At 58.5% G+C, this 13588-nt stretch carries 12 protein-coding genes; 6 read left to right on the top strand and 6 right to left on the bottom strand.

Annotated elements, in window-relative coordinates; all coding sequences use genetic code 11:
* Positions 1 to 83: 83 nt before the first annotated feature.
* The 3 genes from LOH53_RS13000 (at position 84) to LOH53_RS12990 (ending at position 2865) form a co-directional block, all read left to right on the top strand.
* Positions 84 to 1793 carry a glycoside hydrolase family 13 protein gene (locus LOH53_RS13000; RefSeq protein WP_230068174.1) on the top strand — a complete coding sequence of 570 codons (1710 nt, stop codon included), beginning with the start codon at positions 84 to 86 and terminating at the stop codon, positions 1791 to 1793.
* 121 nt (positions 1794 to 1914) lie between these two features.
* The gene (locus tag LOH53_RS12995; protein WP_230068173.1) at positions 1915 to 2397 is read left to right on the top strand and encodes a hypothetical protein; all 483 of its coding nucleotides are present in this window, start codon (positions 1915 to 1917) and stop codon (positions 2395 to 2397) included.
* Between the two features lie 102 nt (positions 2398 to 2499).
* A complete protein-coding gene (locus LOH53_RS12990) occupies positions 2500 to 2865 on the top strand; it encodes an endonuclease domain-containing protein (protein WP_230068172.1) in 366 nt (121 codons plus the stop codon).
* A gap of 199 nt (positions 2866 to 3064) precedes the next feature.
* Here LOH53_RS12990 and LOH53_RS12985 read toward each other — a convergent pair whose 3' ends face one another.
* The 5 genes from LOH53_RS12985 to glmS form a co-directional block, all read right to left on the bottom strand.
* Positions 3065 to 4150, bottom strand: a complete 1086-nt coding sequence (locus LOH53_RS12985) for an inositol-3-phosphate synthase (RefSeq protein ID WP_230068171.1) — start codon at positions 4148 to 4150, stop codon at positions 3065 to 3067.
* A gap of 224 nt (positions 4151 to 4374) precedes the next feature.
* Entirely contained in the window at positions 4375 to 5412 is a 1038-nt protein-coding gene (mgrA, locus tag LOH53_RS12980; protein ID WP_230068170.1) for an L-glyceraldehyde 3-phosphate reductase, read from the bottom strand.
* A 215-nt stretch (positions 5413 to 5627) separates the two neighbouring features.
* A complete protein-coding gene (locus tag LOH53_RS12975) occupies positions 5628 to 7193 on the bottom strand; it encodes an NAD(P)H-hydrate epimerase (protein WP_230068169.1) in 1566 nt (521 codons plus the stop codon).
* Between the two features lies 1 nt (position 7194).
* A complete protein-coding gene (locus LOH53_RS12970) occupies positions 7195 to 7542 on the bottom strand; it encodes a holo-ACP synthase (RefSeq protein ID WP_230068168.1) in 348 nt (115 codons plus the stop codon).
* 46 nt (positions 7543 to 7588) lie between these two features.
* On the bottom strand, positions 7589 to 9511 hold the full coding sequence (glmS, locus tag LOH53_RS12965; RefSeq protein ID WP_230068167.1) for a glutamine--fructose-6-phosphate transaminase (isomerizing): 1923 nt from the start codon (positions 9509 to 9511) through the stop codon (positions 7589 to 7591).
* A gap of 142 nt (positions 9512 to 9653) precedes the next feature.
* Here glmS and coaA point away from each other — a divergent pair, with 142 nt between their 5' ends.
* The 3 genes from coaA to mscL all read left to right on the top strand — a co-directional run bounded on the left by coaA (position 9654) and on the right by mscL (position 12054).
* Positions 9654 to 10622 carry a type I pantothenate kinase gene (gene coaA, locus LOH53_RS12960; protein ID WP_230068166.1) on the top strand — a complete coding sequence of 323 codons (969 nt, stop codon included), beginning with the start codon at positions 9654 to 9656 and terminating at the stop codon, positions 10620 to 10622.
* A gap of 6 nt (positions 10623 to 10628) precedes the next feature.
* On the top strand, positions 10629 to 11567 hold the full coding sequence (locus LOH53_RS12955) for a M15 family metallopeptidase (RefSeq protein WP_230068165.1): 939 nt from the start codon (positions 10629 to 10631) through the stop codon (positions 11565 to 11567).
* A 67-nt stretch (positions 11568 to 11634) separates the two neighbouring features.
* Positions 11635 to 12054: a large conductance mechanosensitive channel protein MscL gene (gene mscL, locus LOH53_RS12950; RefSeq protein WP_230068164.1), complete on the top strand. Its 420-nt coding sequence runs from the start codon at positions 11635 to 11637 to the stop codon at positions 12052 to 12054.
* A gap of 65 nt (positions 12055 to 12119) precedes the next feature.
* Here the strand turns inward: mscL and glmM are convergent, their stop codons facing one another.
* A complete protein-coding gene (gene glmM, locus LOH53_RS12945; RefSeq protein ID WP_230068163.1) occupies positions 12120 to 13466 on the bottom strand; it encodes a phosphoglucosamine mutase in 1347 nt (448 codons plus the stop codon).
* Positions 13467 to 13588: the final 122 nt, after the last annotated feature.

The following is a 13588-nucleotide window of genomic DNA, read 5'->3' as shown; positions in this document are numbered from 1 at the left end:
GCAACCGAGCCGTGTCACCGATAGTGTTGTTGTATCGGTTCGACAATTGCTGGCGCAAGCGTCATGAAAGGGTCCATCACCTCATGAGTTTTCCCTCCACGCACCCCGACGCAACATGGTGGCGCCAAGCCGCCGTCTACCAGATCTACCCGCGTAGTTTCTCCGACTCCAATGGTGACGGTCTCGGGGACTTGCCTGGGGTGAGCGCCCGTATGGATTACCTATCCGATCTGGGCATTGACGCGATCTGGCTCAGTCCTTTCTACCCTTCGGCATTGGCTGACGGCGGCTATGACGTCGACGACTACCGCAACGTTGACCCGCGGTTAGGCACCTTGACGGATTTTGACGTCATGATGGACGCCGCGCATACAGCTGGTATTCGCGTCATTGTCGACGTCGTCCCTAACCATTCCTCCAACCGGCACGTCTGGTTTAAGGCCGCACTGGCCTCCGCCCCTGGTTCTCCCGAGCGCGAACGATACCATTTTCTCGATGGGCTCGGAGCCGATGGCGAGCTGCCGCCCTCGGACTGGCCCTCCCACTTTGGCGGTGGCGCGTGGACGCGCGTGGTGGAGCAGGCCGGGCCTAAAGCCGGAGAATTGGGCCAATGGTACTTACATCTGTTCGCCACCGAACAACCCGACTTCAACTGGGATCATCCGGAGGTTCGCGACGATTTCCATGCCACCTTGCGGTTCTGGGCGGACAGAGGTGTGGACGGATTCCGTGTGGACGTAGCGCACGGGCTAGCCAAGGACATGACATTGCCGCTGCGCTCCAAACCGACGTTGGAGATCGTCGTTGCTGATGGTTCAGACCCGCTCTTTGACCGGGATCAGGTGCATGAAATCTTTGCCGGCTGGCGTGCCGTGTTGGACGAGTACGATCCGCCGAAGGCCGCAGTAGCCGAAGCCTGGGTGCCGTTTACAGAGCGTCGCCTCAAATACGCCCGCTCCACAGAGCTGGGTCAGGCGTTCAACTTCGATCTGCTCCAAGCTCACTTTGACGCCAGTGAATTCCGCACAATTGTCCAGAAGTGCCTCAGCGAGGCCGAGGGTTCCGGTGCATCCTCGACCTGGGTATTCTCCAACCATGACGTGGTCCGTCATGCCTCCCGGTACGCGCTCCCGGATGACTCTACGCACGCCGACCTTGAGGCATGGTTGCTGGCCGACGGCGCCATTCCTGTTCCAGATCTGACGCGAGGCGTGCGTCGGGCCCGGGCAGCAACGCTGTTCATGCTCGGCTTGCCCGGTTCCGCATATCTGTATCAAGGTGAAGAATTAGGCCTCTTTGAGGTTGCGGACCTGCCTGCCTCCGTTTTGGCCGATCCCACCTGGTCCCGCACGGCTAACAAAGTCAAGGGCCGCGATGGCTGCCGTGTACCGCTGCCCTGGACAGCGGCCGGTCCCAATTTCGGCTTCGGCGCTACGCCTTGGCTGCCACAGCCGAAGTGGTTCGGTGCCCTAGCTGCGGACGTTCAAGATGGGGTGGCTGGCTCTACTTTGGAAATGTACCGTGCGGCGTTGCGGTTGCGTCGGGAACTGCAAAGCGACGAATCGTTGGAATGGCTCAGCCTCCCGGATGCCTCTGTGGTCCACTATCGTCGCCCGAACGGCTGGGAAGTGCTCACCAACTTTTCCTCCTCGGCGGCACCCTTGCCGTCCGGCGTCGATCCTTCCAAAGTGGTGCTTAGCTCCAGTATCAAGGAGTCGAGTCCAGCGGAGGCGGCCGCTCTTATTCCAGGAGAAACCACACTCTGGCTCACCCCCAACCCTCGGTTACTTTAGGGGCACTTTCACCCAACCCTCGGTTACCGTCCGACGTCGGATGCACAGCCAAGTTGCCGATCTCACGAGAGCTTGTGGATAACTTCTGCGCGCGGCTCCACATGTGAGCCACAATGGCCTCATGGATACCGTTAACGCACAGAGGCTCCCCACCTCCCCGTTCACGCTCGGTGAGGCCAAATCTCTAGGCTTTACCCGCGACCAACTCAGGGGTCGAGCTGTCAGCGGAGTCAGCCATGGGCTGTACCGCCCGGCCTCCTGGGATTTTGAGCTGCAAGAGGCGGCTCGGGCACTTTGCGCGGCAACTCCGGGCGGCTGGATATCGCACACAACTGCGGCACGCCTCCATGGGCTGATCCTGCCACCGTGGCTCAGCGGTTCGACGGAACTGCACGTGAGCAAGAGCCGAAAGTTGCCCGAGACTCGCCGCAAGGGCATCATCGGGCACACACTGTTAGCCAGTGACGGCGAGGTCGAATTTGTCAACGGCCTACTGATCAGTACGCGAGCCCGCACGTGGTTGGATCTTTCCCGTACCCTACCCGTGGCGCAACTCGTATGCATCGGCGATCAGCTCATCCGTATCCCCCCGTCTCGTATTTGAGGGCCGCGAGATCCTTATGCCACCTTTTTCTCACTCCAGAAAATGCTTAGGCATCACAAGAATCTGCAAGGGATCGTTCGGGCGCGAGAGGCCCTCGAGTATATGAGAGTCGGTGCGGACTCCGGCCCGGAGACACTATTGCGTCTAGCCATGTTCAACGCCGGACTGCCGGAACCGGACTTGCAGCTCACCTTGTGGGCCCAGCCGAACGCGCCGTCAGCTGATCTTGGCTACAGGGCGCGGCGTATCGCCATCCACTATGACGGCGGCCATCATCGCGACGACTTGCAAAAGCTCAGTGACAGCCGCCGCGACAAGGCGTTTCAGCGAGCTGGCTGGACCGTCTTGACTTTCACCCACGAGGACTTGGCCGAAGACTTTGCCGGGGCGCTGCGCCAGATTAAACAGGCGCTGTTTGAAGGCTGGGCGGATCCCTCCGTCGCGTCCGGCTTTTCTTCCGGAAGCTAAAGTTCTCCCGAACCCAAGCAGTTAGGGACCTTCGGCACTCACCACTGAACCGGAAACGACCACGAAATAGAAGCTTAAAATAGAAGCTTAAAAGCGGAATGCTCCCTACAGAAGGTAGGGAGCATTCCGCTTTTAGCACCCGAATCTAACCGAGCGTCGCACAAAAGACACCCGAATCTAACCGAGCGTCGGGGGCGGGTTAGCGCTCGATGTCACCGCGGATAAACGCCTCGACGAGCTCATGGGCTTCGTCGTCAGCGTGCTGGACCGGCGGGGACTTCATGAAGTAGCTCGCGGCGGAGAGGATCGGTCCGCCGATGCCACGGTCCAAAGCGATCTTGGCAGCACGAACGGCGTCGATGATCACACCGGCGGAGTTGGGCGAATCCCACACTTCCAACTTGTATTCCAAGGAAACAGGGGCGTCGCCGAAGTTGCGGCCTTCAAGACGCACAAAGGCCCACTTGCGGTCATCAAGCCAAGCAACGTAATCGGACGGACCAATATGAACGTCATCCGCGCTCAACACCGCTGAGGTATTGGAGGTGACGGCCTGGGTCTTGGAAATCTTCTTGGACTCAAGGCGCTCGCGCTCAAGCATGTTTTTAAAGTCCATGTTGCCACCAACGTTGAGCTGGTACGTACGGTCCAGAATGACGCCACGGTCTTCAAAGAGTTTGGCCATAACGCGGTGGGTAATAGTGGCCCCGAGCTGGCTCTTAATGTCATCGCCGATGATCGGCACGCCGGCTGCGGTGAACTTATCTGCCCATTCCTTCGTTCCAGCGATGAATACGGGCAGCGCATTAACAAACGCGACGCCCGCATCGATAGCGCACTGTGCGTAGAACTTAGCGGCTGCATCCGAGCCAACAGGCAGGTAGCAGACCAGAACGTCGACTTCAAGGTCCTTGAGTGTGGCAACTACGTCAACGGGCTCTGCATCGGATTCAACGATGGTCTCCCTGTAGTACTTGCCCAGGCCGTCGAGGGTGGGTCCGCGCAGGACGGGAACATTCAGATTGGGCACATCAGCGAGCTTGATGGTGTTGTTCTCGCTAGCACCAATGGCATCGGAGAGGTCAAGGCCGACCTTTTTGCTGTCCACGTCAAACGCAGCCACAAAGGTCACGTCATTGACGTGGTACTTGCCGAACTCCACGTGCATAAGGCCAGGAACCTTTAGCGCAGGATCGGCATCCTGATAGTAATGGACCCCCTGCACCAGTGACGATGCACAGTTCCCCACACCGATAATTGCAACCCGAATAGGATGATTGGACACGGAACTCCTTCTAAAAATTACTCGGCCCCGGCTCACGTCGTCGTGATGGTTCGCAGAGCGGGAAATGACGAATATTTTTTCTCATCGTTCCTCGCGCGGCTTTTAGACCGGACCTGACGCCCCAACGGCGTCCTAACCATCTTAGTCAACGCTGGCTCCACCGATTCTGTTCCCTCAGGCAAGAAATGCCTTCTTGCCCCGTCACATCGGCGAGCAACTGAACGCTACTTTTGTGCCCAGCGGTTGATATCGGATTCCACAGCGAACTCGTCGATGGAAGTCAGTTCAGCTTCAGTAAAGGCCAGGTTGTTGATAGCTGCCACATTGTTTTCCAGCTGAGAAACGCTGGATGCCCCGATGAGTGCCGAGGTGACAGGGCTTCCCTTGGTTTGCTCGCGCAAAATCCACGCGATAGCCATCTGAGCCAGCGATTGCTCGCGTGTGGCTGCGATGTCATTCAGGGCCCGGACCCGGGTCATCTTCTCCTCTGTGAGATCATGTTGGTGCAAAAAATGCTCCTGGGCAGCGCGGGAATCAGCAGGTACACCCTTGAAGTAGCGATCCGTCAGCATGCCTTGAGCCAACGGCGAGAAGGCAATGGATCCTGCCCCGACGGCGTCGAGCGCTTCAAAAAGGTTAGGATCTCCGTTCTCAGTCCACCGGTTAAGCATGGAGTAAGAGGGCTGGTGGATGAGCAGCGGGGTGCCCATCTCCTTCAAGATGCTAGCGGCCGCAAGAGTCTGGGCTGGAGTGTATGAGGAGATGCCCGCGTAAAGTGCGCGGCCCGAGCGCACTGCCGTATCCAGTGCGCCCATGGTTTCCTCCATCGGCGTTTCCGGATCGGGACGGTGGCTATAAAAAATGTCCACGTAATCCAGGCCCATGCGTTCAAGCGATGCGTCCAGACTCGCGAGCATGTACTTACGCGAGCCCCACTCCCCGTACGGGCCCGGCCACATCAAGTAACCAGCCTTAGTAGAGATGATGAGTTCATCCCGGTGGGCGGCAAAATCGTCTTTGAAATGCCTGCCAAAATTGGTTTCGGCGGCGCCTTCAGAGGGGCCATAGTTGTTGGCTAGGTCAAAGTGCGTAACACCTAAGTCAAACGCGCGGCGCAGGATGTCTCGCTGCGTTTGGAAGTTCTTGTCGTCACCAAAGTTATGCCACAGACCCAGTGAGATCGCCGGCAGCTTCAATCCGCTTCGGCCTATCCGACGGTAGGGCATGGTCTCATAGCGGTCGTGCGCAGCTTTATACGTCATGTTTCTCATCTTGCCACCGAATCTGCGCCACGGTCTGCACCAAGGTGGCCCTGCTAGACCCTCCCAGGCAGAGTGATTGCGCCCCGTCAACATGGAATTCCACTATTTATGAATCGGCGAACTCGGAAGACGGATGGGCTGAAATTCGCTTCTTCCGCACCAGTGCGGTCCCGCGAAGATAGAGCCTTTCCTGCCACAGTTCCCTGGCTGCGCCTTCAATTAGTTGCTATTAGTTCGCCCCACACCCGCGGTATTCGTGCGGCCAGCATCCCTGCGTTCAAAGGCTCCGCGGGGGAGATACGGGCCAACCGTCCGTGCAACACTGCTCCAAGCGCTGACGCCACTGCCACGTTCTCCGTAGCCGTGCCACCGAGAAGGTGGCGGTTGGGGAGTGTTCTTCCAGCCCCCATAGCCAGTAAGGCCACCAAAATTCCGGCCAAAGTGTCACCGCTGCCTGCCGTAGCCAACGACGCCGTGCCGTCGGCTTGGGTGAATACCGTCCCGTTGGGTGCGGCTACCACCGTGGTGGGCCCCTTCAAAATCACAGTGGCTCCAGTAAGCTGGACGGCCTTCCGAGCAGCGGCCAGCGGGCATGCCTCGACATCGGCACGCGTCGTATCGGCACCCAGACGTGTCATCAACGTAGCGAGTTCCCCAGCGTGTGGGGTCAACACCAAGACGCCATTGTGGTTGGAATCCTCGGTATCTGCGGCCCTTACAAGTGGCAGTGCGCCAGCGTCGACGACTGTGGGCAGACCTGAGCCCATGGCATGCTGCGCCCGCGCTAGCTGGGCCGAATCTCCGTCGATCCCGGGGCCCACCAGCCATGCCTGCACTCTGACCTGGGATGGGATTTGGTCCGAGCAGACAGCCTCCGGATTGCGCACGTGTAAAGCCGCAGAGACCGCTGGGTCGCCGAGATATCTGACCATGCCTGGGCCGCAGGCAGACGCCGCCGCGACCGCCAGGAGCGCAGCGCCGGGATACTGCGCTGAGCCAGCCACTATCCCGGCCACACCGCGAGTGTATTTCTGATCGTCTGTCGCCGGATGCGGTAACAGCTCAGCCACGTCACCGCTCAGAAGTCGGTAAGCGTCCGGTTCGCCCAGAAAGTCATCCAGACCAATATCAACCACCACCAGCTGGCCACATAATTGTTCCGCGGGTGGGCATAACAGTCCCGTTTTAGCCGCGCCGAACGTTACCGTCACATCTGCTGCTAGCACCGGACCGTAAACTTCCCCAGTGCTCGCATCTATACCACTGGGCAAATCACACGCCACCACGGCAAGCCCCGTGCCCATCCCAGCTATTGCATTCTGCTTTATTTCGTTCAAGCGTGCCACAATAGCGGCGGTCGAATCCGTTAGTGCACCGCGCCCACCCGTACCCAGCAGTCCGTCCACCACCGCGTCTGCTCGCGCCGCTTCGGAGAGAAACTTATTTTCATCTTCGGGTGCGCTCAGCACGCGGCCACCGCTGCGGCCAAACGCTACCAACGCGTCCCCATGCGTCCGCCCCCCGGTGAGCAGCGCCGTCGTCCGGACTCCCCGAGCGGCGAGGCGCGCACCAGCAAAGAGGGCGTCTGCGCCATTGTTACCGGAACCAATCAATAACACGACGCGCGCACCGTATACACCTACATCCCGCTCGTGCAGCACAGAGACCACGGCCTCGGCCAGTCCATACGCCGCACGTTGCATGAGAGCTGGGCCGTGGCCGGCGTCCAGGAGCGGTTGCTCCGCGGCGCGGATTGCTGCGGCTGTGTAGGCGCGCAGCACTTCAGCTCTCCGCGATCACCATGGCCGTGGAGATACCACCGTCATGGCTCATGGACAAGTGCCAGTGCTTGATACCCTTGGCCTTCGCAACGGCAGCAACGGTATCTTTGACGTTCACGGTAGGTCCATGCTCATCCAGGCCTATCCAACAGTCCTGCCAATTCATACCCGCCGGCGCACCCAAGGCCTTGGCCACGGACTCCTTAGCGGCGAAACGCGCAGCCAACGACTGCGTGTTCAGCCCCCGCTCTGCCGGCACAAACAATCTGTCGCGCAACCCCGGTGTGCGCTCAAGCTGGCGCCCGAAACGCTCTATGTCAACGACGTCCACACCAATGCCAATAATCATGACTCCAGCCTATCTCGCCCACAGCAACGACAACTGATTCGAGGAACTACTCGACAGTGACCGACTTAGCCAAGTTCCGTGGCTGATCGACGTCGTAACCCTTGGCGGTGGCTAGGGCACACGCAAAAATCTGCAGTGGCACGGTGGTTAGCAAAGGTGCCAGCAAAGTAGTGGTTTCGGGGATATAGAACACATGCTCTGCGTGCTCACGTACCGATTCATCGCCTTCCTCAGCAATCACAATGGTCATGGCTCCCCGGGCCCGCACTTCCTGGATGTTGGAGACAACCTTGGCGTGCAGCGAATCGCGTCCCCGAGGAGACGGCACCACAACAAAAACTGGCTGCCCCTCCTCTATCAGTGCGATTGGACCGTGCTTGAGCTCGCCAGCGGCAAAGCCTTCGGCATGAATGTACGCCAGTTCCTTGAGCTTGAGGGCCCCTTCCAGCGCTACGGGATATCCCACGTGTCGGCCTAGAAAAAGAACCGTACGGGTATTGGCCATACTAAGGGCCAAGTCCTTGATCTGAGCCGCATTCGCCAAGACTTGAGCGATCTTCGCTGGGGTCTTCGCCAGGTCAGCGAGGATGTCCTTGATCTGGCCCTGAAACAGGTTGCCGCGCAGTTGTGCCAAATACAAGCCCAAAAGGTAGGTGGCAGTGATCTGCGCCAAGAACGCCTTGGTCGAGGCCACTGCGATCTCAGGTCCGGCATGCGTGTACAGCACAGCGTCGGATTCGCGCGGGATGGTGGACCCGTTGGTATTACAAATTGAGATCGTCTTGGCGCCTTGTTCACGGGCGTAACGAACGGCCATGAGGGTATCCATGGTCTCCCCTGATTGGGAAATAGAAACAATGAGCGTGTTTTCATCCACAATCGGGTCCCGGTAACGGAACTCGTGAGAAAGTTCCACCTCTGTGGGGATGCGGCACCAGTGCTCGATCGCGTATTTGGCGACCTGTCCGGCATACGCTGAGGTTCCACAGGCAAGCACGATGATCTTATTGATGGTCTTGAGCACCTGCGGGTCAATGCGCATCTCATCAAGGGTCAGTTTTCCCTCAAGATCAGAACGGCCCAGCAGCGTTGCCGCTACGGCATCGGGCTGATCGTTGATCTCCTTCTCCATGAATGAGGGATAGCCATCCTTCTCGGCCGCAGACGCGTCCCAGTCGACGACGTATTCCTTACCTTGGGCCGGAGCGCCAAAGAAGTCGGTGATATCCACACTGTCACCAGTGATGGTAACCACTTGATCCTGACCGAGTTCAACGGCACGACGCGTGTAGTCAATAAACCCGGAAACGTCCGAGCCCAAGAAGTTCTCCCCATCACCGAGTCCTACCACCAGTGGTGAATTCCGACGGGCCGCTACCACGACGCCGGGCTGTTCGCCATGGATGGCTAGGAGCGTGAAGGCACCCTCCAACTGACGCGCGGTCAGCGCCATCGCTTGCGTGAGTGCGGAGTCGGCACCCTTGGAACCCAACGCGGCCCCCGCCGTCGTCGTCAATTTACGGTAGATCGAGCCTAGGAGAACTGCAGCGACTTCGGTGTCTGTCTCGGAAACAAAGCTGTAGCCCTGCTTCAGGAGGTCAGCCTTCAGTGGAGCGTAGTTTTCAATGATGCCGTTGTGAATCACGGCAAGTTGGCCACCGTCAACCACATGGGGGTGGGCGTTCAAATCAGTAGGGCCGCCATGAGTTGCCCACCGGGTGTGGCCAATACCCGTCAGGGAGTCCGGCATCGGGTTCTCCGCCAGTTCGGCAATCAGGTTTGCCAACTTGCCGGACTTCTTGCGCATAGCGATGCCGCCGTCTGCCACGACCGCCACACCGGCAGAGTCATAGCCCCGATATTCGAGTCGGCGAAGGCCTTCCATGAGAACGTCCAGCGCCTGATGGTCCCGGCTTGACGATGTTCCATTGGCCGGGGCAGTTCCGACGTAGCCTACAATTCCGCACATGAAAACTAATCATAATGCCTCGGCAATCCACAGGACATCCTACCTTCTAGCGACACTGCCAGAATGAGAGCCATCCACCACCCGTTTTCCCATCGCCACGCTCGCATTTCCCCGAGGCAGGCAAACAAGGCAGAATCAGGGTGTGACATCGCAAAAATCCGAGTCCGGCAACGGCGAAGGCGCTTCTCCCTTCGTCGAGCTTGACCGACAAACGTGGTCCAGGCTGGCCAACAAAATAGAGCAGCCCCTCAACGAAGAGGATGTGCAACGACTCCGAGGCCTGGGCGAACAGTTGAGCATGCGTGAAATCCGGGACGTCTACCTACCTCTCTCCCGCCTTCTGAATCTCTATGTGGGTGCTGCTGGGCATCTACACAACGCCACCACCACGTTTTTGGGCGAACACGGAAACCGCACCCCTTTCGTCATCGGCGTCGCTGGTTCGGTTGCCGTGGGAAAGTCGACCACCGCGCGGGTTCTTCGTGAAATGCTTCGCCGCTGGCCTGACACTCCCAACGTGGAGCTCGTCACCACCGACGGCTTCCTTTACCCCAACGCCGAGTTGGAACGCCGTGGACTTCTCGCCCGCAAAGGCTTCCCCGAGTCCTACGATCGCAGGGCTCTCCTCCGTTTCGTCAGCACCGTCAAGAGCGGAGCAGACGAAGTCCGCGCACCCATGTATTCCCACTTAACGTACGACATCCTCCCGGACCAAGAAGTGGTAGTTCACCGTCCGGACGTACTCATCGTTGAGGGTTTGAACGTGCTAGCCGCTGCTCGGCCCCGTCCTGATGGGCGTTCAGGGCTAGCCGTCAGTGATTTTTTTGATTTCTCCATCTACGTTGATGCAAAGACGCAATACATCGAGCAGTGGTACATCGACCGTTTCCGATCCCTGCGTAGCGGCGCGTTCTCCGACCCGGAGTCGTATTTCCGCCGATACGCCGGCCTCTCGGACGCCGAAGCAGTGGCGACCGCCACGCGAATCTGGAAGAGCATCAACGAGCCCAACCTGCTCCAAAATGTGTTGCCCACCCGCGGCCGCGCGCAGCTGGTGCTCACCAAAGATTCAGATCATTCAATCCGTCGGATGCTACTGAGGAAGGTCTAGGCCCGCATGCCCAGCAGCCATTCTTCACGCAGAGGATCCGGCAGCGTAGGGGAACGTGTCCGCCAGGCCTTCACGTGGCCGCGGCCAGCGGGGGTACTGCTCGCAGTTGTGGGCGCTTGCGCGGTAGTCTCGTCGGGGATCGCATTCACACCGGGCACTTTTCCACGTACGACGGCGGCGCCAGAGTTACCGCTCGCCGTCAGCGCCGACTCTCCTGGGTCGGATAAGGGCCAGTCAGATCCTTCGCAACCCATCCACTTACTAGTCGCCGGCGCGGCAGCAACGTCCCCCATCCAAGCATTGTTTGCGACTGGAACAGTGTCTGTGCCTGAATCAGGGCTGTGGGACGTGGCCAACCCGGAAAGCACCGTGGTACTGGTGAACAAACATCATGAGCTAATACCCAAAACATTCATCCCTGCGGACCTCACGACGCCCAATGTTCGCACTGATTCTCCTGATCCTCCTCTTCTGCGCAAGAATGCAGCTGCTGCTGTGGAAACAATGTTTGCCGCCGCTGCCGCTGATGGGGTGACCATCACGATCCAAAGTAGTTACCGCTCTTTTCTCACGCAAATATCCTTGTACGAGAACTATGTTGAACAAAAGGGCCAGACTGAAGCGGACAAGACCTCCGCTCGTCCCGGTTATTCCGAACACCAAACCGGTCTTGCCCTAGATATCGGAGACGCAAACGTCCCGGCGGAGTGCGAGTTCACTTCGTGCATGGCAGGCTCCGCAGCGGCCAAATGGGTGGGTGCCCATGGTATGGAGTATGGATTTATAATCAGGTATCCTCAGGGCGAAGAGGCTCTCACCGGTTACCTTTACGAACCTTGGCATCTGCGCTTTGTCGGTATATCCGTGGCACGGGATATGGCCGTCCGCGGTATCAGCAGTTACGAGCAATACTTGGGGAGCCTTGGAGCTCCCAGTTACAAATAGAAGCTAAGAGCTAAAAAACACTTCGACCCTCCACCCATTGAAGTGTTTAGTGGGGTAGTTTAGTGCCATGCTCAAAGGATTCAGAGATTTCATAATGAAGGGCAACGTCGTAGACCTTGCCGTAGCCGTCGTCATTGGCGCCGCATTTGGAGCGGTGGTCAATTCATTAGTAGAAAATATATTAATGCCGCTGATCGCCGCATTATTTGGTGCTGCTAACTTCGACAGCTTCGGAGTTGTTGGCATCAATGGCGTCGACATCAAGTTCGGTGTTTTCCTGACCGTCTTGGTCAATTTCCTCATTGTTGCCGCAGCCATTTACTTTATGGTTGTTGTTCCGATGAATCACATGATCGCCCGTCGCAATGCGAAGCTCGGCATCAAGGACGAAGAACCAGCAGTTGATCCTCAGATTGAACTGCTCACTGAAATCCGTGATGCGCTCAAGGCCGCGCCCTCAGGTGGTCAACACTCCCCATTCGTCTAAACAAGCTATTAGACAAGGAGGCGGCAACCCATTCGGGTTGCCGCCTCCTTGCTTATGAAGTTATTTTAGAGTGAAAGCTCTGTTTTCACTACCAGCACCAGGTCATTACAGATTCTTTCAGCTGTAGCAAGGTCGGCAGCTTCCACCATGACACGCACCAGCTGCTCCGTGCCCGAAGGGCGCAGTAGCACTCGTCCAGTCTCGCCAAGCTCCGCCTCAGCCTTGGCAACTGCCGCCTTGACGGCTAGCACGATCCCAGCCCGGTTCTTGTCCACATCCTTGACGTTAATCATCACCTGTGGGAGTTTCGTCATGGCACCGGCCAGCTCCTGCAGGGACTTACCTGTCTTGGCAACCTGGCAGGCGAGCTGAAGCCCGGTGAGGAGACCATCGCCGGTAGTCGCATATTCAGAAAAGATCACGTGACCGGACTGCTCACCGCCCAGCGTGTAATTTCCTCGGCGCATTTCTTCTAGAACATAGCGGTCGCCAACTGCGGTTTCGCGGATTGTTATCCCCGCCTCACGCAGCGCAATCTTCAAGCCTAGGTTACTCATCACGGTAGCCACCAGGACGTTGTCCTTAAGCTCTCCAGCAGCCTTCTGCGCCAGTGCCAGAACGGCCATGATCTGGTCCCCATCGATCACGTTGCCTTCATGGTCAACGGCCAAGCACCGGTCTGCGTCCCCATCGTGGGCGATTCCCAGGTCAGCACCGGTTGCCAGCACCGTTTCCTGCAACTTTGCCATGTGCGTGGACCCTACACCGTCGTTGATGTTCAGCCCGTCAGGATCGGCACCGATGACCGTAACGCTGGCTCCAGCGTCCGTAAACACCTGCGGTGAGCACCCGCTCGCAGCTCCATTGGCACAATCCAAAACGACTTTAAGCCCATCAAGCCGGTTAGGCAAGGTACCGAGCAGATGCACAACGTATCTGTCCTCGGCGTCGGCGAAGCGCTGAATTCGACCCACGTCGACGCCGATTGGACGGAAGGCGTCTCGCTGGAGTTGCTCTTCAATGGCGTCCTCCACGTCATCGGCGAGCTTAGTGCCACCACGGGCAAAGAACTTGATCCCATTATCCGGAGCCGGATTGTGGGAGGCGGAGATCATCACGCCAAAGTCCGCTCCCAAATCGGCGATCAAAAATGCTGTGGCAGGCGTGGGCAGAACGCCCGCGTCGTACACGTCAACACCAGCGCTCGCCAAGCCCGCAGCGACGGCTGCGCCAATGAACTCACCGCTCGCTCTGGGGTCACGCGCCAAAACAGCACGCGGGCGCTTGCCGGCACTCATTTGATCATGGCCAAGCACGACGGCGGCGGCCTGGGCAAGGGACAAAGCAAGTTCTGCCGTCAGGAGGCCATTAGCCAATCCGCGGACACCATCTGTTCCAAATAATCTAGACATCCTGTTCATTCTAAATCATTGGAACAGCAATTCAGCCACCCTTGCCCTGCGGATATCGCATGGCTAAAAAACGCCCTGCCTACGTTTAGCCTTGGCAGAACAAAAGCCCCCGGCCACAAGGC

Origin of the sequence: Arthrobacter cryoconiti, from assembly GCF_020905375.1 — a bacterium.
GTDB classification, from domain to species: domain Bacteria; phylum Actinomycetota; class Actinomycetes; order Actinomycetales; family Micrococcaceae; genus Specibacter; species Specibacter cryoconiti.
This window is presented reverse-complemented; position numbering and strand designations above follow the sequence as displayed.